The organism is Geodermatophilus sp. SYSU D01036, assembly GCF_054050435.1.
Map to the genome: position 1 here is coordinate 1 of NZ_JBJGZJ010000039.1, position 25,867 is coordinate 25,867.

A 25,867-nucleotide genomic window follows, 5' to 3' on the forward strand; every position below is an offset into this window, starting at 1 on the left:
CTTCCGCGGACCTGCACCGTGCAGGTCCGCGGAAGTGCGCCGGCGGGCTCAGCCGTTCTTCAGCTCCAGGGCGTCGGCCGGCACCGAGTCCATGTCCGGGCCGGCGGTGCGCGTCCGCTTGAGCTCCCAGAAGTCGGGCAGGTTGGCCAGCAGGACGGCGCCGTCGAAGGCCCGGCCGGCGTCCTCACCGGTGGGCACCCTGCTGATGACGGGGCCGAAGAACGCGACGCCGTCGATGTGCATGACCGGGGTGCCGACGTCGTCGCCGACCGGGTCCATGCCCGCGTGGTGGCTCTTCTCCAGCGCCTCGTCGTACTCGGTGGAGGTCGCCGCCTCGGCCAGCTCGGCCGGCAGGCCGACGTGCTCGAGCGCCGGGGCGATCAGGTCGTCGAGCTCCCTGCCCTCGTGGTGCCGCAGCGTGCCCATCGCCGTGTAGAGGTCCCCGAGGACCTCGTCGCCGTGCTTCTCGGCCGCGGCGATCGCGACCCGCACCGGGCCCCACGCCTGCTCCATCATCCGCTGGTACTCCTCCGGCAGGTCACGCCCGCGGTTGAGCACCGCCAGCGACATGACGTGCCAGTGCAGGTCGATGTCGCGCACCTTCGCCGCCTCCAGGACCCAGCGGCTGGTCAGCCAGGCCCAGGGACACAGCGGGTCGAACCAGAAGTCCACCCGGGCCCTGGTCGGGGCGCTCTGCACTGCCTCGGTCATCGATCGCTCTCCTCTGGTCCGTCGTCCTCGGGGCCGGGGGCGCACCTCCGGCCACTGCCCGCTGCCAAGTGCCCGGTCCGGCCGGTTGTTCCCGGTGCCGTGCGGGCGTGTCGGCCGTCCGTGGGAGGCTGCCGGGCGTGGCCGTACCCAACCTGACCCGCGACGACGCCGCCGCGCGCGCCCGCCTGCTCGACGTCGACAGCTACGACCTCCGCTTCGACCTCACCGACGGTGAGGGGCGACCGGGCAGCGGGACCTTCCGCTCGACGATGACGGTGCGGTTCACCTGCCGCGAGCCCGGCGCCGCCTCGTTCGTCGACCTGGTCGCCGAGACCGTCCGGTCCGCCACGCTCAACGGGGTCGAGCTCGACGTCTCCACCTACACCGAGGAGGGGGGCCTGCCGCTGCCCGACCTCGCCGCCGACAACACCCTGGTCGTCGACGCCGACTGCCGGTACTCCAACAGCGGCGAGGGCCTGCACCGCTTCGAGGACCCCGAGGACGGGCAGGTCTACCTCTACACGCACTTCGAGCCGGCCGAGGCCAAGCGCGTGTTCGCCTGCTTCGACCAGCCCGACCTCAAGGGCACCTACGAGGTGCACGTCGTCGCGCCGTTCGACTGGCAGGTCGTGTCCAACACCGGCGGCCGCACCATCGAGGCCGGGCCCGCGGGCTCGCAGCTGGTGCACTTCGAGCCGACCAAGCGGCTGTCGACCTACCTGGTCGCGCTGATCGCCGGGCCCTACGCGCGGGTCACCGACTGCTACGAGGACATCCCGCTGGGGCTGTTCTGCCGGGCGTCGCTGGCGAAGCACCTGGACCCCGAGGAGCTGTTCCGGGTCACCAAGCAGGGCTTCGAGTTCTACCACCGGGTCTTCGACTACCCGTACCCGTTCGACAAGTACGACCAGGTGTTCGTGCCGGAGTTCAACGCCGGCGCCATGGAGAACGCCGGCGCGGTCACCGTGCTGGAGGACTACGTCTTCCGGTCGCGGACCAGCCGGGCGCGCTACGAGCGGCGTGCCGAGACGGTGCTGCACGAGCTGGCGCACATGTGGTTCGGCGACCTCGTGACCATGCGCTGGTGGGACGACCTGTGGCTCAACGAGTCCTTCGCCACCTACATCTCCACGCTGTGCCAGGCCGAGGCCACCGAGTACACGACCGCGTGGACGACGTTCGCCAACGCCGAGAAGGCCTGGGCCTACGCGCAGGACCAGCTGCCCTCGACCCACCCGATCGCCGCGGACATGGTCGACGTGGCGGCCGTCGAGGTGAACTTCGACGGGATCACCTACGCCAAGGGCGCCTCGGTGCTCAAGCAGCTGGTGGCCTACGTCGGCCGCGAGGAGTTCCTCGCCGGGATCCGCCGCTACTTCCGCACCCACGAGTACGGCAACACCACGCTGGCCGACCTGCTCGACCCGCTGTCGGAGGCGACCGGCCGCGACCTCACCGAGTGGTCGGCGCAGTGGCTGGAGACCAGCCAGGTCAACACCCTGCGCCCGGTGTACGAGCTCACCGACGACGGCCGCTACGCCTCGTTCGCCATCGAGCAGACCGCCGTCCCCGAGCACCCCGTGCTGCGCCGGCACCGGCTGGCCGTGGGCCTCTACGACCGCGGGCCGGACGGGCTGACCCGCACCACCCGGGTGGAGCTGGACGTCGACGGCGAGCGCACCGAGGTCGCCGAGCTGGCCGGGCACCCGGTGGCCGACCTGGTGCTGGTCAACGACGACGACCTGACCTACGCCAAGCTCCGCCTGGACGACCGCTCGCTGGCCACGCTGCGCGAGGCGATCGGCACGGTCCCCGACTCCCTCGCCCGCGCGCTGTGCTGGGCCGCCGCCTGGGACATGACCCGCGACGCCGAGCTGCCCGCCCGCGAGTGGGTGCAGCTGGTGCTGGCCGGCATCGACGCCGAGACCGAGATCAGCGTGGTGCAGTCGCTGCTGGCGCGGGTGCAGTCGGCGCTCACCTCCTACGCCGACCCGGCGTGGGCCGAGACCGGCTGGGCGGCGCTGGCGGACAAGGCGCTGCAGGCGCTGGAGTCGGCCGAGCCGGGCAGCGACGAGCAGCTGCAGTGGTCGCGCACCCTGGCCGCCGCCGCCCGCACCGAGGAGCACGCCGCGGTGCTGCGCGGGCTGCTCGACGGCTCCCGCACCGTCGAGGGGCTGGCCGTCGACGCCGACGCCCGCTGGGCCTTCCTCAACGGCCTGGTCGCCATCGGCGCGGCCGGCGACACCGAGATCGACGCCGAGGCCGAGCGGGACGCCACCGCCACCGGGGTGCGGCGCGCGGCGACCGCGCGGGCGCTGCGCCCGACCGCGGAGGCCAAGGCGGACGCGTGGCAGCAGGCGTTCCACGACACGTCGGTGCCCAACGCCGTCCACGAGGCGCTGGTCGGTGGCTTCTGGCACCCGGCGCAGCGGGAGCTGACCGCGGAGTACGTGGACCGGTACTTCGCGGAGATCGGGCCGATGTGGGAGCGCCGTCCCGGCGAGATCGCGAAGAACGCCGTGCAGTACCTGTTCCCGCCGGTGGTGGAGGAGCGGACGCTGCAGGCCGCCGACCGGTGGCTCGGCCAGGAGGGGCACCCGGCGCCGTTGCGCCGGCTGGTCTCCGAGGGCCGCGACGGCATCGCCCGCGCGCTGCGCAACCGGGCGCGGGACGCCGCCGAGAGCGCCTGACCCGCTGGACGCGAGAGGCCCAGGACCCGCCGGGTCCTGGGCCTCTCCTTCAGCCGTTGTGCCGGCCCCCTGCAGGGCCCCGCCGGGGGCCTGCGAGTGGTGGGGGCAGGGGGTCCTTCGTCAGTGCGTGCGGGCGCTCCGCGGGTGGCCGGCCTGGTCGGACAGCTGCCGCAGGCCGTTGACGATCCCGCCGACGAGGTCGCCGGAGGCGAAGGAGTTCGTCATCGACAGCACCGCGAGCGCGCAGGCCCGGTCGGGCAGCCGGCGGGCGGCCGAGGCGCCGGTGACGACCTCGATGACCCGCTGCCCGGGCGAGACGGCCAGCAGCACCGACTCGGCCGGGTCGCCGCCGCGGGCGTGCAGCTCCTCGGCACGGATGCGGGTCCGGGGCCCGAGGTCGCCGATCCAGAGCGTGAACCGCAGGCCGGTCTCGCGCGAGGACATGGTCAGCGCCTCGTCGAGCCGCGCCAGCTCGCGGTAGCTGAAGATCGTGTCGTAGCCCTCGTCGGCCCGGTTGGGCGCGGTGTCGACCGTCCCGGTGTCGTGGGCGTCGGCGTCCAAGACGCGGGTCATCGCCGGCCTCCTGAGGCGGTCGCGAGGTGGATGGGGATCACGGGGCGGTCACCAGGTGCCGCGGGCGCCGCCGAGCGGGCCGCCGGCGGACGGGGCCGGGGCACCGGCGGAGACGGCGGTCGCGCCGTGCGAGCCGGCGATCACGTGCGAGCCGGTGGTGGTCCCGTGCCCGCTGTGGCCCCCCTCGAGCGCCGCGGGCTCGCCGTAGAGCGAGGACCCGACGGCCTGCGTGTCGCCGTGGCCGGCGGCGTGCGTCGGGGCGTCCTTGGGCTGCGGCTCGTACCAGACCGGCTCGTGCTCCCAGGGCTGACCCGGCTTGTACCGGACGCCCTGGCGCTTGCGCCCGCCCGGCAGGTAGGTCAGCGCCCACAGGAGGACGAATACCGCCAGCGGAGCCACGAGGAAGACGAGCAGGGTCTCGACGACGGTCACGCCCGGAATCTACCGCCCACGGTGATCACCTATGCGCGCGTGTCCCAGCCCGGCGGGTGGCGGTGCGCCCACGGCCGGGCCTGCTCCAGCTGGGCGGCGAGGGCGATCAGCGTGGCCTCGTCCGCGGGCCGCCCCACGAGCATCGTCCCGACCGGCAGGCCGTCGGCGGTCCAGTGCAGCGGCACGCTGACGGCGGGCTGGCCGGTGACGTTGTAGAGCGCGGTGAACGCGGCGTACCGCTTGTTGCGCTCGAAGTCCTCGGCGCCGTCGCCGTCGGCGTCGAACCAGCCCAGCGGGCGCGGCGTCATCGTCGTCACCGGGGCGACGAGGACGTCGAACCCGTCGGTGGCCTCGACGTAGCGGCGGGCGAACAGCCGCAGCGCGTTGAGCGCCTCCATCGCCGCCTGCGCCGACAGGGCCAGCCCGCGGGCGCGCAGCTCCCGGGTGAGCGGCCGCAGCTCCCCCACCCGGCCCGGCGGCACCGGCAGCGTGGTCCCCGACAGCGACCACACCCGCTCGAAGGCGCCGAGCACCTCCGGGGCGAGCAGGCCGGGCGGGACGTCGACCACCTCGTGCCCGAGGTCGGTGAGCAGCGCGGTGGCGTCGTCGAGGGCCGCGGCCACCTCGGGCTGCAGCACCGCGCCGGGCATCGCCGACTCCAGCGCCCGGCCGATCCGCAGCCTCCCCGGCGGCCGGTCCGCGGCCGCGAGGAACGTCTCCCCCGGCGGCAGCGGCGGCGCCCAGGCGAAGTCACCGGTGACCGGGCCGGCCATCGCGTCGAGCATCGCCGCGGCGTCGCGGACGGTGCGGGCCAGCGGCCCGTTGGTGCCCAGCCCGGTGACGTCGCTGCCCAGCGGCCCGTTGCTGATCCGGCCGCGGGTCGGCTTGATGCCGAACAGCCCGTTGATGCTGGCCGGGATGCGGATCGAGCCGCCGCCGTCGCTGCCCTGGGCGAAGGGCACCATCCCGGCGGCCACGGCCACCGCCGCGCCGCCGCTGGACCCGCCGGCCAGCCGGGTGGGGTCCCACGGGCACCGCGCCGGGCCGGCGACGTCGTTGTCGGTGTAACAGGGGTAGCCGAACTCCGGGGTGTTGGTCTTGCCCAGGCTGATCGTCCCGGCGGCGGCGAGCTTGGTGACGACGGCGTCGTCGACCTCGGGCACGAAGTCGGCGAACACCGCGGAGCCGAAGGTGGTGCGCACGCCGGCGGTGTTGTTGAGGTCCTTGATCGCCGTCGGCACGCCGAGCAGGGGCGGCAGGGCGCCGCCGCGCAGCACCCGGGCCTCGGCCTCGGCCGCCGCCGCCAGCGCCTGCTCGGGCGTGACGGTGACGAAGGCGCCCAGGCCGGCGTCGAGGGCCTCGATGCGGGCGAGGGCGGCCTCCACCAGCTCGACGGGGCCGAGCGTCCGGTCCCGGACGGCGGCCGCCTGCTCCAGCGCGGTGAGCTCGTGCACCTGCGTACCGGTCACGGGCGGCGACGCTAGCCCCGCCCGGTAGACACGTCGCCGTGCCCCTCTCCCGCGCGCACGCCGAGGCCCTCGACGACGCCGACCCGCTGGCCGGGTTCCGCGCCCGTTTCGCGGGCGTCGACGACGGCCTGCTCTACCTGGACGGCAACTCGCTGGGCCGGATGCCCGTGGACACCCCGGCGGCGCTGGCGCGGGTGGCCGAGCAGGAGTGGGGCCGCGGGCTGGTCGGCTCGTGGGCGGCCTGGATCGACGTCGGCACGCGGGTCGGCGACGTGATCGGCACCGGCGTCCTCGGCGCCCGGCCCGGCGAGGTGCTGCTCAGCGACTCGACCACCGTCGACCTCTACAAGCTGCTCGTCGCCGCGGCCGACGCCCGCCCGGGCCGGGACGTGCTGGTCTGCTGCGCCGACGACTTCCCCACCGACCGGTACGTCGTCGCCGGGGTCGCCGCCGCGCGCGGGATGACGGTGCGCGAGGTGCCCGCCGACGTGGACGAGGGCCTGGCCCCGGCGGTGCTCGCGGCCGCGCTGGACGGGCGGGTCGCCGTCGTGGTGCTGTCCGCGGTCGCCTACCGCTCGGGCGCGCTGGCCGACGTCGCGGCGGTGACGGGGGCGGCCCGCGACGCCGGGGCCCTGGTCGTCTGGGACCTCTCGCACGCGGCGGGCGCGGTGGAGCTGGACCTGACCGCGAGCGGCGTCGACCTCGCCGTCGGGTGCACGTACAAGTACCTGAACGGCGGGCCCGGCGCGCCGGCGTTCCTCTTCGTGCGGCGGGAGCTGCAGCAGTCGCTGCGCCAGCCGATCTGGGGCTGGTTCGGTCAGCGCGACCAGTTCGCGATGGGACCGGCCTACGACCCGGTGCCCGACGTCGGGCGGTTCGCCACCGGGACGCCGCCGGTGCTCGCCGCCGCGGCGGTCGAGGTGGGCGCGCGGCTGGTGGCCGAGGCCGGCATCGACCGGCTGGCGGCGAAGGGGCGGGCGCTGACCGGGCTGCTGGTCGACCTCGCCGACGCGCACCTGGCGCCGCACGGCGTGGCGCTGGCCAGCCCGCGCGACCCGGCGCGGCGCGGGTCGCACGTCACGCTCGCCCACCCGCACGCCTGGCAGCTGACCCGGGCGCTGGTCGACCGCGGGGTGGTGCCGGACTTCCGCACGCCCGACCGCGTGCGCCTGGGCGTGGCGCCGCTGTACACGCGGTTCGTCGACGTCTGGGACGCCGTCGACCGGTTCCGCGCCCTGCTCGAGGACGGCGCCTGGGCCGCCTACCCCGAGGAGCGCGCCCGCGTCACCTGAGCGGGGCGGCAGAAATGGCCATTTCCGCCGCAGTGCTCACTCGACGTCGGGTGGGACGCCGATCGGGTTGCGGTCGGGGAAGAGCCCGGCGGTGACGACGGCGCGGCGCAGCGGCACGAGGAGCTCGGCGAGCCGGTCGCAGCGCGTGTCGCCGAGCAGCCGCCACGGGCCGAGCGCGAGACGGTCGGTGTCGGCCTCGATCGCGGTGACCATCGCCAGGCCCTCCGCAGACAGCTCCACGTCGTCGGGCCCGCTGCCCTCGAGCCACCCGCGCCGGGCGAGCTCCTCGGCGGCGGCCGCCCACGCGTCGTCGTCCCAGCCGCGGGCCTTCTGCAGCCACGCGCGGTCGACCCGGCCGGCCGCGGCCACCAGCACGTGCGCGCCGACACCGGACACCTCGCGGTCGAGCAGCGCCGCGTTGTGCCCGTCGCCGCGGTACTCCCGCAGGGTGGTGAGCACCTGCCACAGCGCCAGGTGCGGCTCGTCCGGCTCGGCCACCGCCGCGTTCGCCGCCGCCAGCGGCCGGCCCGGCAGGTCGACCGCCTCGGCGGCGATGCGCGCGAGCTCCGCGGCCTCCGCGGCGTCGGCCGAGGACGCCCACTCCCCCAGCACCCGGCGCACGACGGCGTCGACGGCGGACAGCCGGACCCGCAGCGCCTGCTGCGGCGACACCGCCGACCAGACGCCGGGCACCCGGCGGGCGACGAACGACGGCGCGAAGTTGTAGAAGACCGCCGTCACCACCGCCGGACCCACCGGGCCGAGCGGCGCGGCGCGCAGCGCGAAGTAGGCGGCCCAGAACCCGGACAGGCCGGCCTCCTCCGCCGCGGACCGCGCCTCGTCGGCGAAGTAGGTGACCGCGTGGTACGGCTCGCCCAGCGCCCACAGCCGCCGGGCCGTGCCCGCGGAGGTCATCGGTCCTCCGTCCGATGGCTCTCCGGCCCTCCTGCAGGGGCCCGCCGCGAGCCTGCGAGTGGTGGGGGGCAGGAGGGTCCTTCGATCACGCGCTCACGCTCTCCGGCATCCCCAGCCACTCCCGCCAGCGGGGGTCCACGGCGCGCGCGCCCAGCAGCCGCCAGGCCGCGCCGCTCGGGGTCCGCGGCGGGTGCGGCAGCTGCCAGCCCATCTCGGCCAGCGACCGGTCGGCCTTGGTGTGGTTGCACTTCCGGCAGGCGGCCACCACGTTGTCCCACGTGTGCGTGCCGCCGCGGCTGCGCGGGACGACGTGGTCGATGCTGGTGGCCGACCCGCCGCAGTAGACGCAGGTCTGCCCGTCGCGGGTGAACACCGCCCGCCGGGACAGGGGCACCTGCGCGGGGTAGGGCACCCGCACGAAGCGGGTGAGCCGCACGACCACCGGGACGGCGAGGGCCACCCGCTCGGCGTGGACCACCTCCGCGGAGTCGTCCACCGGGACCGCCTTCTCGGCCAGGACCAGGACGATCGCGCGGCGGCTGGAGACCACGCACAGGGGTTCGTAGGTGGCGTTGAGCAGCAGCGTGGCCGACGTCGTGCCGGACGAGGGCACGGGCAGCCGGGGGACGGGAACGGGGTCGCGCCGCGGACCTGGGTGGCCCGTCGGCGACGACCCGGACGCGGAACGCGACACGGATCACCTCCGACGCCCCGGACCGCCGTACCGGGGCGGCCGCACAGGGCTGTGCCCATCCTGCCCTGACCTGGGCCTCCGGCGCGCGGGGGAACCGGTCCCGGCAGGTGCCGGGCTCCTGTCGGCCCCGCCGTTACGGTGGTGCAGGTGCGCTACCCCGACGCCGAGAGACTCGACCTGGTCGAGGACCTGAACGGTCACCGCGTGGCCGACCCCTACCGCTGGCTCGAGGACCCCGACGACCCGCGGACGCAGGCGTGGACCGCCGCCCAGGACGGCCTCACCGCCGACGTCCTCGGCGCCCTCCCCCTGCGGGCCGACCTCGCCGCCCGGCTCGAGCGGCTGGTGCACGCCGGCGCCGTCGGCGTCCCGGTGCACCGCGGCGGCCGCGCCTTCTCCACCCGCCGCGACCCCGGCCAGGAGCACGCCGTCCTGCGGGTGCGCGAGGCCGACGGCAGCGTCCGCGTGCTGGTCGACCCGATGGCGGTCGACCCGTCCGGGACGACGACGCTCGACGCCTGGGCGCCGTCGTGGGAGGGCGACCGGCTGGCGTACCAGCTGTCCACCGGCGGCGACGAGGAGTCGCGGCTGTACGTCCTCGACGTCGCCACCGGCGAGCAGCTGGACGGGCCGGTCGACCGGTGCCGCTACTCCCCCGTCGCCTGGCTGCCCGGCGGCGAGGAGCTCTTCTACGTCCGCCGGCTCGCCCCCGGCCAGGTACCCGCCGGCGAGGAGCAGTTCCACCGCCGCGTGTGGCGCCACCGGGTCGGCGCCGACCCCGACGGTGACGTCCTGGTCCACGGCGAGGGTCTCGACCCCACCAACTACTACGGCGTGCGCACCAGCCGCGACGGCCGCTGGCTGGTCGTCTCCGCGTCGGCCGGCACCGCCCCGCGCGACGACGTCTGGCTGGCCGACCTGGCCGGCGAGGGCGCCCTGCGGGAGCTCCAGGTCGGCGTCGACGCGCAGACCGCCGCCTGGGTGGCCCGCGACGGCCGGCTGTGGCTGCTCAGCGACCGCGGCACCCCGCGCTGGCGGCTCGCCGTCGCCGACCCGGAGGACCCGGCCACCTGGGCGGTGGAGGCGTGGGCCGACGTCGTCCCGCAGGCCGAGGACGGCGTGCTGTCCGACGTCGCGCTCGTCGACGGCGCCGACGGCTCGCTGCAGGTGCTCGCCGTCCACTCGGTCGACGCCACCGACCGGCTCTCGGTCTGGGCCGGCGACGGCTCCGGCCGGCTGGCGGAGGTGACCGGCCTGGGCGCCGGCAGCGTCTCCGGCGTCAGCGCCCCGCCGGAGGGCGGGACGACGGCCTGGGTCGGGTACACCGACCACGCGACGCCGCCGTCGGTGCTGCGCTGGGACGCCGCCGCGCCGACGGCGCTCGTCGAGGACGAGCGCGCCCCCGTGGCCGGCGAGGTGCCGGCGGTGACGGTCGTCGAGACGCACGCGACCTCGGCGGACGGCACCCCGGTGCACCTGTTCGTGCTCTCGGCCACCGGGACGCCGGACACCCCGCGGCCGACCGTGCTCTACGGCTACGGCGGGTTCAACGTCGCGCTCACCCCGTCCTACTCGGCGCAGGCGCTGGCCTGGGTCGCCGCCGGCGGGGTCTGGGCGGTGGCCAACCTGCGCGGCGGCTCCGAGCACGGCGAGGAGTGGCACCGCGCCGGCATGCGCGAGCGCAAGCAGAACGTCTTCGACGACTTCGCCGCGGCCGGCGAGCACCTGGTCGCGCAGGGCTGGACGACGCACCGGCAGCTCGCGGTGATGGGCGGCTCGAACGGCGGCCTGCTCGTGGGCGCCACCCTGACCCAGCGGCCGGACCTGGCCGCGGGCGTGGTCTGCAGCGCGCCGCTGCTGGACATGGTCCGGTACGAGCGCTTCGGCCTGGGCCGCACCTGGAACGACGAGTACGGCACCGCGGAGGACCCGGAGGAGCTGGGCTGGCTGCTCGGCTACTCGCCGTACCACGCCGTCCGGGAGGGCGCCGCCTACCCGGCGACGCTGTTCACGACCTTCGAGTCCGACACCCGCGTCGACCCGCTGCACGCCCGCAAGCTCGCCGCCGCGCTGCAGGCCGCCACGAGCGCCGACGCGCCGGTGCTGCTGCGGCGGGAGACGTCGGTCGGCCACGGCGCCCGGGCGGTCAGCCGCACCGTCGGCCTGGCCGCGGACCAGCTGGCCTTCCTCGCCGCCGCGACCGGCCTGTCCGGGTGGCGCGCGGATCACTCCTGATCCGGCGCTCCGACCTGACACCATGGAGAGTGATGACTGCTCCACCCTCCGTAGTGACCGCCGCTGCTGACAGCGGGCTCGCCGGCACCATGCCCGACTGCGTCTCCGACCCGACGACGCTGTGCGCCAAGGTCTACGAGCTGTTCGGCATCGACTGGCTCGCGAACAACGCCGAGGCGCTGATCGAGAAGCCGGCGAAGATCCTGCTGGTCGTGGTCCTCGCCGCGGTCGTCCGGCTGCTGCTGCACCGGGCGATCCGGCGGCTGACCGACCGCACCGCCACCGGGTCGATGCCGACGATCCTGCGGCCGCTGCGCAACCGCGCGGCCACCGGCGGCGGCGACCCGCTCGAGCAGGTGGCCGCCCGGCGCACCCAGCGCGCCGAGGCGATCGGGTCGGTGCTGCGCAGCTTCGCCTCGTTCGTGGTCATGGGCATCGCCGTCGTCCTCGTGCTCGGCGAGCTCGGCATCAACCTGGCGCCGATCGTGGCCAGCGCGGGCGTCGTCGGCGTCGCGCTCGGCTTCGGCGCGCAGAACCTGATCAAGGACTTCATCGCCGGGATCGGGATCATCCTCGAGGACCAGTACGGCGTCGGCGACGTCGTCGACCTCGGCGAGGCCAGCGGGACGGTCGAGGCGGTGGGCCTGCGGATCACCCGGCTGCGCGACGTCAACGGCGTCGTCTGGTACGCCCGCAACGGCGAGATCCTGCGGGTGGGCAACAAGAGCCAGGGCTACGCGCAGGTGGTCATCGACATGCCCGTCGCGCACGACACCGACCTCGAGCGGTGCCGCACCGTGATGCAGGAGGTCGCCGACGCGATGTACGCCGAGGACGAGTGGGCCGCGGTGCTGCTGGCCGAGCCCGAGTCCCTCGGCGTCGAGCAGATCCTCTCGGAGGGCGTGTTCATGCGGGTGCAGGTGCGCTCCACCAACGCCGACCAGTGGCGGGTCGGCCGCGAGCTGCGCATGCGGCTCAAGGAGCGGTTCGTCGCCGAGGGCATCAAGACCCCGCCCCCGCTGATCGGCGCGTCCGCCGGCGCCGCGGCCGCCGGCGCCCGATGAGCACCGGGGACGGTCGGCGGGCCACCTCCGAGGGAGAGGCCACCCAGCGGGCCACGTTCAGTGAGGTCTTCGCCGTCCGCGAGTTCCGGCCGCTGTTCGGCACCTACACGCTGTCGACCATCGGCGACGAGCTCGCGCGGGTCGCGCTGACCGTCCTCGTCTACCAGCGCACCGACTCGCCGCTGCTGTCGGCGTTCACCTTCGCCCTGGGCTTCCTGCCGTGGGCGCTCGGCGGGCCGGTGCTGGCGACCATCGCCGACCGGTTCCCGCGGCACCGGGTGCTGATCGCCAGCGACGTCGTCCGCGCGGTCCTGGTCGCCGGCATGGCGATCCCCGGGACGCCGCTGCCGGTGCTGCTGGCGCTGCTGTTCCTCGTCGCGCTGTGCGCGCCGCCGTTCGAGTCGGCGCGCTCGGCGCTGATGGCGGACGTCCTGGAGGGTGAGCGCTACGCCGTCGCCACCTCGCTGACCAACGTCAGCCTGCAGGTGGCGCAGGTGGTCGGGTTCCTGGCCGCCGGCGGCCTGGTCACCGTGCTCAGCCCCTCGGTGGTGCTGCTGGTCAACGCCGCCACCTTCGCCGTGTCCGCGGTGTGGCTGACCCTCGGGCTGCACCGGCGGCCGGCGCCGGCGGAGGAGCTCGCGGCGCCGTCGTCGGTGTGGCGGGACGCCGCCGAGGGGCTGCGGCTGATCGGGGGCAGCCCGCGGCTGGTGGCGATCATCGCGCTGCTGTGGGTCGGCACGCTGTTCGCCAACGCCGCCGAGGGCATCGCCGCCCCGCTGACCGACGAGCTCGGTGAGGGCGCGGTCCAGGTGGGCGTGCTGCTGGCGGCCAACCCGCTCGGGGTCACCGTCGGCGGCCTGGTGGTCGCCCGCTTCCTCGGGACGGCGCGCAGCGACCGGCTGATGCCGGTGCTGGTGGGCCTGTCGCTGGCGCCGGTGCTGCTGGCCGGCCTGGTCGCCGCGACCGCGGGCCCCGGCCGGGGCGCGTTCGCCGTCGTCGTCGCGCTGATGTTCGTCGCCGGGCTCGGCGCCGCCTGGACCATCCCGCTCAACGTCGCCTTCGTGCAGGCGGTGCCGCCGGCCTACCGCGGCCGGGCCTTCGGTGTCGCGGTCAGCGGGCTCTACGGCATCCAGGGCGTCGGTGCGCTGGCCGCCGGGCTCGCCGCCGAGGGGCTGCCGCCGAGCGCCGTCGTCGCGCTGGCCGGCGGGATCGGGCTGGTCGCGGTCGTGCCGCCGCTGCTCGCCTACGGCCGCACCCGGGCCCTCGTGGCGGAGGACCGCCCGGCTGCGGGACCATCGGTGCCATGAGCGAGGCGAGCCGGTCCCTGCCGTCGGCGCGGACCTTCTACGACGAGGTCGGCGGAGAGCCGACCTTCCGGCGGCTCGTCGCCCGCTTCTACGCCGGCGTCAAGGCCGACCCGGTGCTCGCGCCGCTGTACCCCCAGGACGACTGGGAGGGCGCCGAGACCCGCCTGCGGCGCTTCCTCGAGCAGTACTGGGGCGGCCCCACCACCTACTCGCAGGAGCGCGGGCACCCGCGCCTGCGGATGCGGCACGCCCCGTTCGCGATCGGCCCCGCCGAGCGCGACGCGTGGCTGCGGCACATGCGGGACGCCGTCGACACCCTCGACCTCACCGAGGAGCAGGACGCCACCCTGTGGGGCTACCTGCAGATGGCCGCCCGCAGCATGCAGAACCGCTGGCCCGACGACGCGCCCGGCGACCTCTCCCCCGCCTGAACGAGGACCGCCCGCCCCCGCGAGGGGGCCGTTCTCCCACGTCACCTAGGAGCCCGGTGAGTTCCCTCACCCCTGCCCGCCCGTTCCGCCGCACCGACGCCGACTGGTGGCGCGACGCGGTCTTCTACCAGGTCTACATCCGCAGCTTCGCCGACGGCAGCGGCGACGGCGTCGGCGACCTCGCCGGCATCCGCGCCCGGCTGCCGCACCTGGTCGACCTCGGCGTCGACGCGCTGTGGATCACGCCCTTCTACCCCTCGCCGATGGCCGACCACGGCTACGACGTCGCCGACCCGCGCGACGTCGAGCCGGTGTTCGGCGACCTCGCCGAGTTCGACGCGCTGCTGGCCGAGGCGCACGCGGCCGGCATCCGGGTGACCGTCGACCTGGTGCCCAACCACAGCTCGCACCAGCACGAGTGGTTCCAGGCGGCGCTGGCCGCCGGCCCCGGCTCGCCCGAGCGGGCGCGCTACCTGTTCCGCGACGGCCGCGGACCCGACGGCGCCGAGCCGCCGAACAACTGGCCGTCGGTCTTCGGCGGGCCGGCGTGGTCGCGGGTGCCCGACGGCCAGTGGTACCTGCACATCTTCGCGCCCGAGCAGCCCGACCTGGACTTCACCAACCCCGAGGTGCTCGCCGACCTCGAGGAGACCATGCGGTTCTGGCTCGACCGCGGCGTCGACGGCTTCCGCATCGACGTCGCCCACGGCATGGCCAAGCCCGACGGCCTGCCCGACATGGAGCCCATGGAGGACACCGGGCTGCTCGACGACCACGGCCCGGGCGACCACCGGTTCGACAACGACGGGGTGCACGAGGTGCACCGCCGCATCCGCGCCGTCCTCGACGGCTACCCCGGCACCATGGCCGTCGGCGAGGTGTGGGTCTCCGACGACGACCGGCTGGCCGACTACCTGCGCGCCGACGAGCTGCAGCTGGCGTTCAACTTCAAGCTGCTCACCGCCGACTGGACGCCCGAGGACCTGCGCGACGCCGTCGTCCACTCGCTCGCCACCGTCGACGGGACCCCGGCGCCGGCCTGCTGGGTGCTGTCCAACCACGACCGGCCCCGGCACGTGACCCGCTACGGCGACGGCGAGACCGGCACCCGGCGGGCGCGGGCCGCGGCGCTGCTGCAGCTCGCGCTGCCCGGCGCGGCCTACGTCTACAACGGCGACGAGCTCGGCATGCCCGACGTCGACCTGCCCGACGAGGTGCTGCAGGACCCGATCTGGGAGCGGTCCGGGCACACCGAGCGCGGCCGCGACGCCTGCCGCGTCCCGGTGCCGTGGTCGGGCACCGAGCCCTCCTACGGCTTCTCCGCACAGCGGGAGACCTGGCTGCCGATGCCCGAGGGCTGGGGGCCGCTGACCGCCGGGGCGCAGGCCGCGGACCCGTTGTCGGTGCTGTCGCTGTACCGGGCCGCGCTGGCGCTGCGGGCCTCGTCACCGGCCTTCGCCGGCGAGTCGCTGGAGTGGCTGCCCGCGCCCGAGGGGTGCCTCGCGTTCCGCCGTCCCGGCGGCCTGGTGTGCCTGCTGAACCTCTCCGCCGAGGCCGTGCCGCTGCCCGAGGGCCGGGTGCTGCTGGCCAGCACCGACGTCGCGGGCGGCGCCCTGCCGACCGACTCCGCCGTCTGGCTGCACGCCTGAGCAGGGCGGGGACGGCGCCCCCCGTCTCGGGAGGCGCCGTCCCCGCACGCGGGTAGCATCGGGCCCGGAACAGAGCGTCACGGGGGGACGCTGACGCCGCGGTCGACCGACCCCGTGTCGGCGGCCCTTCGACGGGGGAGGCGCGCCCGCCCATGACGTTGTTGCAGGTCCAGGGCCTGACGAAGTCCTTCGGCGCCCGTCGTGTCCTGCGGGACGTCTCCTTCGCCCTCGCCGAGGGCGAGATCGTCGGACTCGTCGGCACCAACGGCGCGGGCAAGTCGACCCTCGGCGACGTCATCGCCGGCATCACCCCCGCCGACGCCGGCTCCATGACGCTGCAGGGCCACCCCTACGCGCCGCTGTCCGCCGACGACGCCCGCCACCTCGGCGTCGGTGTCGTCCAGCAGCTGGTGCACATCGACCCGGCGCTCACCGTCGCCCAGGCGGTCTTCCGCGGCACGACCCAGGCCGGGCTGCCGCCGCGGGAGCTGCGCCGGCAGGCGCAGGTGCTGCTCGCCGAGGTCGCCCTCGACGTCGACCCCGACACCCCCGTCGGGGACCTGCCGCACTTCGTGCACGGCCTGGTCGAGATCGCCCGCGTGCTCGCCGAGGACACCCGGCTGGTGGTGCTCGACGAGGTGTCCGCGCCGCTGCTGCCCTCGGAGGTGGGCCGGCTGCACGCCGTCGCGGGCCGGCTGAGCCGGCAGGGCCGCGGCGTCCTCTACATCAGCCACCGGCTGCCCGAGATGCTCGAGGTGGTCGACCGGGTGCTCGTCCTGCGCGACGGGCGGATCGCCCTCGACGCGCCGGCCGACCGGCTGGACCCCGTCCGGCTGGCCGCGGAGACCGTCGGCGAGCCGGTCACGCCGCCGGAGCCCCGGGTGGCCTCGGCGCCGGAGCCCGCGCCGGCCGAGGAGGCCCCCGTGCGCCTGTCGCCGCGGCTGGTGCCCTCCGACGAGGTGGTGCTGCGGGTCCGCAACCTGCGGGTGCCCGGCGCGGTCGAGGGCGTCGACCTGCTGCTGCGCCGCGGTGAGGTGATCGGCTTGACCGGGCACCGGTCCTCCGGCGTCCGCGAGATCGCCGACGCGCTGTCCGGGGAGCTGCCGGCGGTCACCGACGAGCTGCAGCTGTTCGGCGAGGAGCGCTCGCTCGGGCCCTCCGCGGACGCCCCCGGGCTGGAGCTGCCGGTGTACCGCCCGGACGAGGACGCCTACGGCGTGGACCCCGGCGAGACGATCGCCCGGACGATGACCCAGGAGGCCTGGGGCTCGCTGTCGGACCTGCGCAAGGAGATCGCCCAGCTGCGCGGGGTCATCCGGACCGTGCACCGGATGGACGTGAAGACGCTGAGCATCCGCACGGTGTTCGGCGCGCTGTCCGGCGGCGACCAGCACAAGCTCGCGCTCGCCCGGTGGATGTCGGAGTGCGCGCGCGACGTCGTCGTCCTCCATGAGCCCACCCGCGGCCTGGACGTGCGGGCCCGGCGGCAGGTCCGCCAGCTGCTGGACGAGGCGACCGCGCACGGGACCTCGGTCGTCGTCGTGTCGGTGGACCCCGACGAGCTGGCCGAGTGCTGCGACCGGGTCGGCATCGTCGCCGGCGGCCGGGTCGCCCGGTGGATCGACACCGGCGAGCTCGCCGTCGACGCGGTGCGCGACCGCATCGTCGAAGCCGCGACCGCGGCCGCCTGACGAAGGACCTCCTGCCCCCACCGTTGAAGGACCCCGTCCTCCTCATCCCTCGCAGGCTCGGGACGAGCCTCTGGACGGGGCCGGCGGCGGGCCCTGCAGGGAGGCCGGCAGGGCGGGATCTCCGTGCTGCTGCGTCGGCACCCTCCCCGGCCCCCGTCCGGGTCGGGTGCCGACGCCGCCGGCTCAGACGCTGACGGTCGCCGCGACCGCGCGCAGCTTGTGTCGCGCCAGCGCCAGGTTGGCGGTCACGCGGTTGAGCACGAGGTAGATGAACAGGCCGGCGTTGCCCTGCCCCTTGAGCACGTTGATCAGGTGGTACTGGCTCTGCAGCGTGATGAGGATGTCCTCGACCTCGTCCTTGAGCTCGAGGTCGTTGATCGTGCGCAGCTTGGCGCGCACGACGTTGGAGTTGCCGGCGGCGGCCACGTTGAGGTCGAAACCGGGCGTGCCGCCGGACGCGAGGGCCATGCCGCTGTCGATGTCCACGATCGCGGCGCCGTTGGCGCCCTCGATCGCGAGCAGGTCCGCGATGACGTTGTCGAGTGAGGCCATGGGAAGGGCTCCTGTCGTCTCGTGAGGGGGACGCAGCGACGGGCTGCGCACCGGGCCGGGAGGCGACCCGGGTCGACCGGACGGGCCGGGCGTCTGGGGAGGCACGGCGTCCTGCGGCGGCTCGGCCGCCGGGGCGTCGTGTGCCGCACCCGGCGGGACCGGGGGCGGCGTGGGCCGGGGCGCGGGCCGGGTGACCGGCTCCTCGACGGCGGGGGGCGGGGGCTGCGGCGGAGGTGCTGCCGCGGCGGACCGGGCGGCGCCGGCGCGCCCGGGCCACGGGTCCTGGTGCGCCTCCCGGGTGGCTCCCGGGGTGGCACTGCGCGGCTCGTGACGCCCCCGCGACCACAGTGCCGCCCACCACCCGGTTGCCATGCAGATCCGCCTGTTCCTCGCCTCCGCCGAAGGCCTCAGCGACCCCAGAAAACACGGCGCGGGCGGCCCGGGCAAACCGGCGGACGTATCTGCAGGTGAGCGCGCGGACACCGACGGCGACGGGATCGGCGCGGGCCCGGAACGCCCACCGGACGGGTCCCGCCCGCCCCTCGGGTACCTTCCGCGGGGACCGCGCGGGCCCGTCCCGCCGCCTGTGGAGGAGACGCTGTGAAGACCCGGGACCTGGCCTACATCGCCCTCTTCGCCGCGATCATCGCGGCGCTGGGGACCCTGCCGGCGATCAACGTCGGGCCGGTGCCGATCACCGCGCAGACCCTCGGCGTCATGCTGGCCGGCAGCGTCCTGGGCGCCCGCCGCGGCTTCCTCGCGGTCCTGCTGTTCCTGGTCCTGGTGGCGGTCGGGCTGCCGCTGCTGGCCAGCGGCGCCGGCGGCCTGGCGCCCTTCGCCGGCGCCACGGCCGGGTACCTGTTCAGCTGGCCGCTCGCCGCGTTCGTCGTCGGCTGGCTGACCGAGCGGGTCTGGGACCGGTACAACGTCGGCTGGGGCCTGGTGGCCAACGTCGTCGGCGGCATCGTGGTCGTCTACGCCGTCGGCGTCCCGGTGCTCAAGGCCGTGGCCGGCCTGCCGTGGGACACCGCGCTGTGGACCGGCGCCGCCGTCTTCATCCCGGGCGACCTGTTCAAGGCCTTCGTCGCCGCGGCCGTCGCCGACGTCGTCCGGCGCAGCTACCCCGTCATCGACCGTCCCCGCCGGGCGGCCGGCGCCCGGTGAGGCTCCGCCGTCCCGGTCCGGCGCCCGCCGCGGACGACGTCGCGGAGCCGGGGCGCGGCATCGAGCTGCGCGGCGTCGGGCACCGGTACGGCGAGCGGGTGGTGCTCGAGGACCTCGACCTCACCCTGACCGAGCCACGGGTCGGCGTCATCGGCGCCAACGGCTCGGGCAAGAGCACCTTCGCCCGGCTGCTCAACGGCCTGGTCGTGCCCACCGAGGGGCGGGTGCTGGTCGACGGGCTGGACACCCGCACCCAGGTGCGCGCGGTGCGGCGCCGCGTCGGGTTCGTCTTCCAGGACCCCGACGCGCAGATCGTGCACCCGACGGTCGCCGAGGACGTCGCCTACGGGCTGGAGAACCAGGGCGTCCCGCCGGACGAGCGGGCCGCCCGCGTCGCCGAGGTGCTGGCCCGCTACGGCCTGGCCGGGCACGCCGACCACCCCGCGCACCTGCTGTCGGGCGGGCAGAAGCAGCTGCTGGCCATCGCCGGCGTGCTCGTCATGCGCCCGGCCCGCATCGTGTTCGACGAGCCGACGACGCTGCTGGACCTGGTCAACGCCCGGCGGGTGGCCGAGCTGGTCGCCGGGCTGGAGCAGCAGGTCGTCGTCGTCACCCACCAGCTGGACCTGCTCGACGGGTTCGACCGGGTGCTGGTCGTCGACCGCGGCCGGGTGGTGGAGGACGCCGCCCCCGGCCCGGCCGTGGCCGCCTACCGCGCGCTGATGGCCGTCCGGTGACCCTCGCGCTGTACGTCCCGCGGGCCAGCGTCGTCCACCGGCTGCCGGCCGGGGTCAAGCTGCTCGCCCTCGCCGTCCTCGCCGTCACCCTGTTCTGGCTGCCGGGGCCGGCCGCGGCCGGCGCGGCGCTGGCGGGCGTGCTGGCCGTCGGGCTGCTGGTCGCCCGCCTGCCGGTCGCGGTGCTGGCCCGGCAGGCGCGGGCGGTGGTGTGGTGGGTACTGGCGCTGCTGGTCGTGCACGCGCTGACCACCGACCTGCGCACCGGCGCGCACGTCGCGCTGCGCCTGCTCGCGCTGGTGCTGGCCGCGGCCGTGGTGACGGCGACGACGCGGGTGAGCGCGATGGTCGCGGTGGTCGAGCGGCTGGCCGCCCCGCTCCGGCTGGTGGGCGTGCGGCCGGCGCGGGTCGGGCTGGTGGTCACCATGGCGCTGCGGTTCCTCCCGGTGCTCGTCGAGCGGGCCGACCGCATCCGCGAGGCGCAGGCCGCGCGCGGCGGCTCCCCCCGCGGCCTGCGCGGGCTGCGGACGACGGTCGCCCCGCTGCTCGTGCAGGTCCTGCAGATGGCCCACGACGTGAGCGAGGCGCTCGACGCCCGCGGCGCCGACGACGTCCCGCCCCCGCGCCGCGGCCGGGGCTCCCCCGCTGCGGAGGTCCCGCGATGACCGTCCTCGAGATCTGGACGACCCCGGTCGCCGCCGCGCCCATGCGGCGGGTCCCCGCCGCGCGGCTGGTCGCCGGGCGCGGGCTGGAGGGTGACCGCTACGCCCTCGGCGGCGGCACCTGGGCCCGCTACCCGGACCTGGAGAAGCAGCTCACGCTGGTCGACGCCGACGACGTCGCGGCGGTCGCCGCCGAGGCCGGCGTGCCGCTGACGCCCGGGGACACCCGCCGCAACCTGGTCACCACCGGGGTCGACCTGCCCGCGCTGGTGGGCCGCTGGTTCGCCGTCGGCGACGCGCTGCTGTTCGGGATGAAGCGCTGCCCGCCCTGCGCGCACCTCGAGCGGCTCACCGGCGCCCGGCTGGTCAAGGCGATGGTGCACCGCGGCGGGATCAACGCGGCGGTGTTCGCGGGGGCGGAGATCGCCGAGGGCGCCGTCGTCCGGCCGGTGCCGGAGGAGGAGGCCGCCCGCCGCGGGGCGCCGACGGGCGCGGACCGGCCGGTGCCGCGGATCGTGGCCGGCTGAGGGTTCAGACCAGCCGGTAGAAGCGGAAGACCTCGTCCCGGACGTCGGGCACCTGGACGTCGGCGAAACCCGCCTCGCGCGCGTACCGGCGCAGCGTGGCCGGCCGCACGACCGTGCCGGTCGCGGCCGAGGGCCGGGTGGAGAGCGCGTCGGGCAGGCAGCACACCAGGCTGTGGCCGTACACCAGCCGCTCGACCTCGTCACCGGGGGCGGTGAACTCCTCGGCCACGCGCTCGTCCACGCCCAGGACCGCGCCGCCGTCCCCGGTCAGCCGCCGCACGGCCGCGAGCACCGCCACCGGGTCGGGCAGGTCGTGCACGCACTCGAAGGCGGTGACGACGTGGTGGGTGCCTGACACCGTCGCGGTGTCGGCGACGGCGGACCGGACCCGGTCGGCGACCCCGGCCTCGGCGGCGTTGCGGCGGGCCGCCTCCACCGACGGCGCGTCGACGTCGAAGCCGTCGACCGGACCGGCTCCTCTCGGGTGGCCCCGGCCGGTCGGCCGACCGCGCCGGCGGTCGCGATCCCTGCCGCGGGCGGGCGCCCGCCGTCCGCCCGCGGGACGTGCCGCCGGCGCGGAACCCGGCGCGCCCGCGGTCCGTCGTCTGTGTGTGGACACCCTCCGCACGCTGCTGAACCTGGTCTGGCTGGTCCTGCAGGGCTGGCTGCTCGCGCTGGCCTACGCCTTCGCCGGCGTGGTCGCCTGTCTGCTGGTGGTGACCATCCCGTTCGGCATCGCCTCGTTCCGGCTCGCTGGGTTCGTGGTGTGGCCGTTCGGCCGGACGACGGTGCGGGCACCGGGCGCCGGCGTCGCCTCGGCGATCGGGAACCTGCTGTGGTTCCTGATCGCCGGGTGGTGGCTGGCGCTGCTGCACGTCGTCGCCGGGATCGCCTTCTGCGTGACGATCATCGGGATCCCGTTCGGGATCGCGTCGTTCAAGCTGGCCGCCGTCGGACTGTTCCCGCTGGGCAAGCGAGTGGTGGACACCGCTCCCCCGCGCGACTGGATGCACGCCGGCAGCGGCGTGGTGCAGGGCGCTCCCGCCCGCTGACGACGCCGGGGCTCAGGCCTCCGGCTCGTCGGCCCAGCGGGCGAGGAAGTCCTTCTCGTCCGGGGTGAGCCGGCGCGGCCGGTCGATGGAGAAGTCGAAGGGCACCAGCAGCGTGCTGCCGGTGACGGCGAGCCGCTCGTGGTCGAAGACCTCGTAGTGGCAGGTGAAGGCGGCCGCGCGGACGTCGGACACCCAGATCTGCACGTCCAGGGGCCGGGCGGAGTAGACGACCGGCCGCTTGTAGGCGATCTCGTGGGCGGCGACGACGGTGCCGCGGCGCAGCCCGGTGCGCTCCTCCAGCGACGCCCGCTCGAAGAACAGCGCGACCCGCGCCATCTCGAAGTACTGCAGGTAGACGACGTTGTTGACGTGGCCGTAGGCGTCCATGTCCGACCAGCGCATGGGGACCTGCACCGTGAACCGCACGGTCCGACACCCTGCCGCACGCCTCCCGCGCCCGTCGACCGCGGCTCGTCGCGCCGTGTGCACACACCGCGCCCCCAGACGACGACGGCCGGCCGGAGTACGTGCTCCGGCCGGCCGGTAAGGACCCCCTCCCCCTCAGCCCTCGCGAGCTCGGGCCGAGCCTCCGGAGGGGGCCGCTAGTCCCGCGTGAGCTTGCGGTAGGTCGCGCGGTGCGGGCGGGCGGCCTCGGGGCCGAGCCGCTCGACCTTGTTCTTCTCGTAGTCGGCGAAGTTGCCCTCGAACCAGAACCACTTGGACTCGCCCTCGTAGGCGAGGATGTGGGTGGCCACGCGGTCGAGGAACCACCGGTCGTGGCTGACCACCACGGCGCAGCCGGGGAACTCCAGCAGCGCCGACTCCAGGCTGGTCAGCGTCTCGACGTCGAGGTCGTTGGTCGGCTCGTCGAGCAGCAGCAGGTTGCCGCCCTGCTTGAGGGTCAGCGCCAGGTTCAGCCGGTTGCGCTCACCGCCGGAGAGCACACCGGCCGGCTTCTGCTGGTCCGGGCCCTTGAAGCCGAACGCCGCGACGTAGGCCCGCGACGGCATCTCGACGTTGCCGACCTTGATGTGGTCCAGGCCGTCGGAGACGACCTCCCACAGCGTCTTCTTGGGGTCGATGCCGCTGCGGGTCTGCTCGACGTAGGAGATCTTCACCGTCTCGCCGACCTTGATGTCGCCGTCGTCGGGCTTCTCCTCGCCGACCAGCATCTTGAACAGCGTGGTCTTGCCGGCGCCGTTGGGGCCGACGACGCCGACGATGCCGTTGCGCGGCAGCGTGAAGGACAGGTCGTCGATGAGGATGCGGTCACCGAAGCCCTTGGTGAGGTCGTGGCTCTCGACGACCACGTTGCCCAGCCGCGGGCCCGGCGGGATCTGGATCTCCTCGAAGTCCAGCTTGCGGAACTTGTCGGCCTCGGCCGCCATCTCCTCGTAGCGCTGGAGGCGGGCCTTGCTCTTGGCCTGGCGGGCCTTCGCGCCCGACCGCACCCATTCCAGCTCCTCGGCCAGCCGCTTCTGCCGCTTGGCGTCCTTGGCACCCTCGACCTTGAGGCGGGCGGCCTTGGTCTCCAGGTAGGTGGAGTAGTTGCCCTCGTAGGGGTAGGCCCGGCCGCGGTCGAGCTCGAGGATCCACTGGGCGACGTTGTCGAGGAAGTACCGGTCGTGGGTGACGGCGACGACGGTGCCGGCGTACTTCTCGAGGTGCTGCTCCAGCCACGCCACGCTCTCGGCGTCGAGGTGGTTGGTGGGCTCGTCGAGCAGCAGCAGGTCGGGCGCCTCGAGCAGCAGGCGGCACAGCGCGACGCGGCGGCGCTCACCACCGGACAGGACGCTGACGTCGGCGTCGCCGGGCGGGCAGCGCAGCGCGTCCATCGCCTGCTCGATGCGGGCGTCGAGCTCCCAGCCGTCGTGCTGCTCGATGACCTCCATGAGCTCGCCCTGCTCGGCCAGCAGCGCGTCGAAGTCGGCGTCGGGCTCCCCCATCGCCGCGCTGACCTCCTCGAAGCGGGTCAGCGCGTCGCGCAGCGGCTTGACCGCCTCCTCGACGTTGCCGCGCACGTCGAGCTCCTCGTTGAGCGGCGGCTCCTGCAGCAGGATGCCGACGGTCGCGTCGGCGGCCAGCATCACGTCGCCGTTGGAGGGCTGGTCCAGCCCGGCCATGATCTTGAGGACGGTCGACTTGCCCGCACCGTTGGGGCCGACGACGCCGATCTTCGCGCCGGGCAGGAACGACAGGGTGACGTCGTCGAGGATGACCTTGTCGCCGTGCGCCTTGCGGGCACGGGCCATGGTGTAGATGTACTGAGCCACTGGGCGTTCGAGCCTTCCGTCGGTGCGCGAGGAGGGGCGGGCCGGTGGTTGCTCCGGCCCGGCCCCCGTGCGTTCTCGTCCCCGATCCTCCCAGTTCGCGGCGGCTAGCGGAGAGCCGGTTCCGGCAGGGCGTCGAGCGCCGCACCGGCCGCGGACGAGTCGGGGTCCAGCTCGTACAACGGCTGCTCGGGCTCCGGATAGTCCCGCTCGTCGGGGGCGTCGTCGACCGGCTCGGCCGGCGGCGGTGCGGCCGTCGTCCGCCGGGTCTTGCGGAACTCGGCGGTGCCCTTGCTGAGGTCGAAGCCCACGGTCCGGGCCCGGACCCGCGGCCGGCTGTGGCGGCCCGTGTCGTTCTCCCACTCGTCGGTGCGCAGCGTGCCCCGGACGATGACCGGGTCGCCCTTGCTGACGCTGTGCGACACGTTGCCGCTCAGCTCGTTCCAGCACTCGACGTCGACGAAGAACGACGCGCCGTCGACGAAGCTCCCCGCGGTGCCGTCCCAGCGCCGCTCGGTGGAGGCGACGCGGAAGTTGGTGACGGTGCCGCTCTGCGTGCGCACGCGGCTGGGTGACGTGACGACGTTGCCGACGACGGTGATCTCGGTGGTGCTCACGGTGCTCCTCGGGTCCCAGGAGCCGGCACGGTGCCGGTCCGGGCCCGACCCTCGCCCCGCTCAGGTGTCCGTGGCGGCGCCGGGAGCGACCTGTGGAGCGCCCGGCGCCTGTGGACGGCGACCGGCCGGACCGTCACCGGCTCACGCCCGCCGCCGCGGAGGTGTCATCATCGCGGCCGAGCGCCCGTAGCTCAGCGGATAGAGCAGGTGCCTTCTAAGCACTTGGTCGCAGGTTCGATCCCTGCCGGGCGCGCGCCGGTCACCTGCACTTGCCGTGGGCCGCAAGTCGCCCCGAAGGACGCTGCAAGCGGGCGGCGGGACGGTGCTCCCGAGCACCCGGGGACGGCCCCGGGACCGCACCGAGGAGCGCCCCGTGACCCAGGTCCACGACCCCCGCAACGCCCAGCCGTACGGCCCGCAGGGCCCCTACGCCCCGGCGCCCTTCCCCGCGCCCAACGGCTGGGACGGCCCCGGCTCCGCCCCGGGTGCCCCCTACGGCCAGCAGCCCCCGAGGAAGCGCACCGGCGCGATCGTCGGCAGCGTCCTCGCGGTGCTCGTCGTCGCCGGGCTCGGCGTCGGCGCCTTCTTCCTCTTCGGCAGCAAGGTGCTCGACACCGCCGAGGCCGAGCGGCAGATCGCCGCCGTCGCGCAGGAGCAGGCCGGCGTCACCGTCACCGACGTCAGCTGCCCCGAGGACGTCGAGCTCGCCGCCGGCACGGTCACCACCTGCACCGCGCAGCTGGAGGGCCAGGAGGTCACCTTCACCGTCGAGCAGACCGACGACGAGGGCAACGTGACCATCGACAGCGACCAGGTCTACGTGCACGTGGCCGACGTCGAGTCCGCGCTGTCCGAGCAGTTCGCCGCGAGCACCGGCCTCGAGGTCGTCTCCACCTGCGACGCCGGCGACCGCACCGTGCTCGTCGCCGAGGACGGCCTGACGCTGGACTGCCAGGTGGCCGCGGCCGACGACCCGTCCGACAGCGCCGTCGTCACCGCCACGCTCGACGCCGAGGGCGACGTCAGCTTCGAGTGACCCGCAGCACGCGAGAGGCGCGGGGCGCGGCCCCCCGCCCCCGGCGCGCGGCGGGGGGGGGGGGGCGGGGGGGGGGGGGGGGGCGGCCCCCCGCGGGGGG

Annotated in this window: 25 protein-coding genes and 1 tRNA gene; 15 read left to right on the plus strand and 11 right to left on the minus strand. The window is 75.3% G+C overall.

Annotated features, from left to right (window positions below; all coding sequences use genetic code 11):
* Positions 1–48: 48 nt before the first annotated feature.
* Positions 49–711 carry a mycothiol-dependent nitroreductase Rv2466c family protein gene (locus ACI8AR_RS22640; protein ID WP_457052998.1) on the minus strand — a complete coding sequence of 221 codons (663 nt, stop codon included), beginning with the start codon at positions 709–711 and terminating at the stop codon, positions 49–51.
* A gap of 137 nt (positions 712–848) precedes the next feature.
* On the opposite strand from ACI8AR_RS22640, the gene pepN reads away from it, so the two are divergent.
* Positions 849–3,401 carry an aminopeptidase N gene (gene pepN, locus ACI8AR_RS22645; RefSeq protein ID WP_457052999.1) on the plus strand — a complete coding sequence of 851 codons (2,553 nt, stop codon included), beginning with the start codon at positions 849–851 and terminating at the stop codon, positions 3,399–3,401.
* A 120-nt stretch (positions 3,402–3,521) separates the two neighbouring features.
* Here the strand turns inward: pepN and ACI8AR_RS22650 are convergent, their stop codons facing one another.
* The 3 genes from ACI8AR_RS22650 to ACI8AR_RS22660 are packed head-to-tail and all read right to left on the minus strand — an operon-like array spanning position 3,522 to position 5,875.
* A complete protein-coding gene (locus ACI8AR_RS22650) occupies positions 3,522–3,974 on the minus strand; it encodes a DUF5130 family protein (protein WP_456926983.1) in 453 nt (150 codons plus the stop codon).
* 48 nt (positions 3,975–4,022) lie between these two features.
* A complete protein-coding gene (gene ctaJ, locus ACI8AR_RS22655; RefSeq protein ID WP_456935091.1) occupies positions 4,023–4,406 on the minus strand; it encodes an aa3-type cytochrome oxidase subunit CtaJ in 384 nt (127 codons plus the stop codon).
* 29 nt (positions 4,407–4,435) lie between these two features.
* Complete coding sequence (locus ACI8AR_RS22660) at positions 4,436–5,875, minus strand: amidase (protein ID WP_457053000.1); 1,440 nt, start codon at positions 5,873–5,875, stop codon at positions 4,436–4,438.
* Between the two features lie 38 nt (positions 5,876–5,913).
* Here ACI8AR_RS22660 and kynU point away from each other — a divergent pair, with 38 nt between their 5' ends.
* Positions 5,914–7,167, plus strand: coding sequence for a kynureninase (gene kynU / locus ACI8AR_RS22665; protein WP_457053001.1), 1,254 nt, complete (start codon positions 5,914–5,916; stop codon positions 7,165–7,167).
* Positions 7,168–7,203: 36 nt separating this feature from the next.
* Here the strand turns inward: kynU and ACI8AR_RS22670 are convergent, their stop codons facing one another.
* Positions 7,204–8,082, minus strand: a complete 879-nt coding sequence (locus ACI8AR_RS22670) for an SCO6745 family protein (protein WP_457053002.1) — start codon at positions 8,080–8,082, stop codon at positions 7,204–7,206.
* 85 nt (positions 8,083–8,167) lie between these two features.
* Positions 8,168–8,695: an HNH endonuclease gene (locus ACI8AR_RS22675; RefSeq protein WP_456926990.1), complete on the minus strand. Its 528-nt coding sequence runs from the start codon at positions 8,693–8,695 to the stop codon at positions 8,168–8,170.
* A 228-nt stretch (positions 8,696–8,923) separates the two neighbouring features.
* Here ACI8AR_RS22675 and ACI8AR_RS22680 point away from each other — a divergent pair, with 228 nt between their 5' ends.
* The 6 genes from ACI8AR_RS22680 (at position 8,924) to ACI8AR_RS22705 (ending at position 17,153) form a co-directional block, all read left to right on the plus strand.
* Positions 8,924–11,011: a prolyl oligopeptidase family serine peptidase gene (locus ACI8AR_RS22680; protein ID WP_457053003.1), complete on the plus strand. Its 2,088-nt coding sequence runs from the start codon at positions 8,924–8,926 to the stop codon at positions 11,009–11,011.
* Positions 11,012–11,064: 53 nt separating this feature from the next.
* Entirely contained in the window at positions 11,065–12,075 is a 1,011-nt protein-coding gene (locus ACI8AR_RS22685; protein WP_457053004.1) for a mechanosensitive ion channel family protein, read from the plus strand.
* Positions 12,072–13,382, plus strand: a complete 1,311-nt coding sequence (locus ACI8AR_RS22690) for an MFS transporter (RefSeq protein WP_457053005.1) — start codon at positions 12,072–12,074, stop codon at positions 13,380–13,382. The genes ACI8AR_RS22685 and ACI8AR_RS22690 overlap by 4 nt, the downstream gene beginning before the upstream one ends.
* Positions 13,379–13,813 carry a globin gene (locus ACI8AR_RS22695; RefSeq protein WP_456926994.1) on the plus strand — a complete coding sequence of 145 codons (435 nt, stop codon included), beginning with the start codon at positions 13,379–13,381 and terminating at the stop codon, positions 13,811–13,813. The genes ACI8AR_RS22690 and ACI8AR_RS22695 overlap by 4 nt, the downstream gene beginning before the upstream one ends.
* 56 nt (positions 13,814–13,869) lie before the next feature.
* Positions 13,870–15,462 (plus strand): glycoside hydrolase family 13 protein, encoded by a 1,593-nt coding sequence (locus ACI8AR_RS22700; RefSeq protein ID WP_457053006.1) that lies wholly within the window; start codon positions 13,870–13,872, stop codon positions 15,460–15,462.
* A gap of 152 nt (positions 15,463–15,614) precedes the next feature.
* Positions 15,615–17,153 carry an ATP-binding cassette domain-containing protein gene (locus ACI8AR_RS22705; RefSeq protein ID WP_457053007.1) on the plus strand — a complete coding sequence of 513 codons (1,539 nt, stop codon included), beginning with the start codon at positions 15,615–15,617 and terminating at the stop codon, positions 17,151–17,153.
* Between the two features lie 183 nt (positions 17,154–17,336).
* Here ACI8AR_RS22705 and ACI8AR_RS22710 read toward each other — a convergent pair whose 3' ends face one another.
* Positions 17,337–17,705, minus strand: a complete 369-nt coding sequence (locus tag ACI8AR_RS22710; protein ID WP_456926997.1) for a hypothetical protein — start codon at positions 17,703–17,705, stop codon at positions 17,337–17,339.
* A gap of 600 nt (positions 17,706–18,305) precedes the next feature.
* Between ACI8AR_RS22710 and ACI8AR_RS22715 the strand changes: the two genes are divergently transcribed.
* From ACI8AR_RS22715 to ACI8AR_RS22730, 4 genes are read left to right on the plus strand one after another with little or no spacing between them, the layout of a single operon-like run.
* Positions 18,306–18,869: a biotin transporter BioY gene (locus ACI8AR_RS22715; protein WP_457053008.1), complete on the plus strand. Its 564-nt coding sequence runs from the start codon at positions 18,306–18,308 to the stop codon at positions 18,867–18,869.
* Complete coding sequence (locus ACI8AR_RS22720) at positions 18,866–19,606, plus strand: energy-coupling factor ABC transporter ATP-binding protein (RefSeq protein WP_457053009.1); 741 nt, start codon at positions 18,866–18,868, stop codon at positions 19,604–19,606. The genes ACI8AR_RS22715 and ACI8AR_RS22720 overlap by 4 nt, the downstream gene beginning before the upstream one ends.
* The gene (locus ACI8AR_RS22725) at positions 19,603–20,268 is read left to right on the plus strand and encodes an energy-coupling factor transporter transmembrane component T family protein (RefSeq protein ID WP_457053010.1); all 666 of its coding nucleotides are present in this window, start codon (positions 19,603–19,605) and stop codon (positions 20,266–20,268) included. The genes ACI8AR_RS22720 and ACI8AR_RS22725 overlap by 4 nt, the downstream gene beginning before the upstream one ends.
* Entirely contained in the window at positions 20,265–20,792 is a 528-nt protein-coding gene (locus tag ACI8AR_RS22730) for an MOSC domain-containing protein (RefSeq protein WP_457053011.1), read from the plus strand. The genes ACI8AR_RS22725 and ACI8AR_RS22730 overlap by 4 nt, the downstream gene beginning before the upstream one ends.
* Before the next feature lie 4 nt (positions 20,793–20,796).
* On the opposite strand, the gene ACI8AR_RS22735 is transcribed toward ACI8AR_RS22730, so the two are convergent.
* Positions 20,797–21,420 carry a methyltransferase domain-containing protein gene (locus ACI8AR_RS22735; RefSeq protein ID WP_457053012.1) on the minus strand — a complete coding sequence of 208 codons (624 nt, stop codon included), beginning with the start codon at positions 21,418–21,420 and terminating at the stop codon, positions 20,797–20,799.
* Between ACI8AR_RS22735 and ACI8AR_RS22740 the strand changes: the two genes are divergently transcribed.
* The gene (locus tag ACI8AR_RS22740) at positions 21,404–21,844 is read left to right on the plus strand and encodes a YccF domain-containing protein (RefSeq protein ID WP_457053013.1); all 441 of its coding nucleotides are present in this window, start codon (positions 21,404–21,406) and stop codon (positions 21,842–21,844) included. The two genes, ACI8AR_RS22735 and ACI8AR_RS22740, sit on opposite strands and share 17 nt — an antisense overlap.
* A 12-nt stretch (positions 21,845–21,856) precedes the next feature.
* Here ACI8AR_RS22740 and ACI8AR_RS22745 read toward each other — a convergent pair whose 3' ends face one another.
* The 3 genes from ACI8AR_RS22745 to ACI8AR_RS22755 form a co-directional block, all read right to left on the minus strand.
* Complete coding sequence (locus tag ACI8AR_RS22745; RefSeq protein ID WP_456935107.1) at positions 21,857–22,270, minus strand: acyl-CoA thioesterase; 414 nt, start codon at positions 22,268–22,270, stop codon at positions 21,857–21,859.
* A gap of 176 nt (positions 22,271–22,446) precedes the next feature.
* The gene (ettA, locus tag ACI8AR_RS22750) at positions 22,447–24,117 is read right to left on the minus strand and encodes an energy-dependent translational throttle protein EttA (protein ID WP_456935108.1); all 1,671 of its coding nucleotides are present in this window, start codon (positions 24,115–24,117) and stop codon (positions 22,447–22,449) included.
* 104 nt (positions 24,118–24,221) lie between these two features.
* The gene (locus ACI8AR_RS22755) at positions 24,222–24,731 is read right to left on the minus strand and encodes a single-stranded DNA-binding protein (protein WP_457053014.1); all 510 of its coding nucleotides are present in this window, start codon (positions 24,729–24,731) and stop codon (positions 24,222–24,224) included.
* Between the two features lie 180 nt (positions 24,732–24,911).
* Between ACI8AR_RS22755 and ACI8AR_RS22760 the strand changes: the two genes are divergently transcribed.
* Together ACI8AR_RS22760 and ACI8AR_RS22765 are read left to right on the plus strand one after the other, a co-directional pair.
* A tRNA-Arg gene (locus ACI8AR_RS22760) sits at positions 24,912–24,984 on the plus strand.
* A gap of 120 nt (positions 24,985–25,104) precedes the next feature.
* Positions 25,105–25,767 carry a DUF4333 domain-containing protein gene (locus ACI8AR_RS22765; RefSeq protein ID WP_457053015.1) on the plus strand — a complete coding sequence of 221 codons (663 nt, stop codon included), beginning with the start codon at positions 25,105–25,107 and terminating at the stop codon, positions 25,765–25,767.
* Positions 25,768–25,867 lie beyond the last annotated feature (100 nt).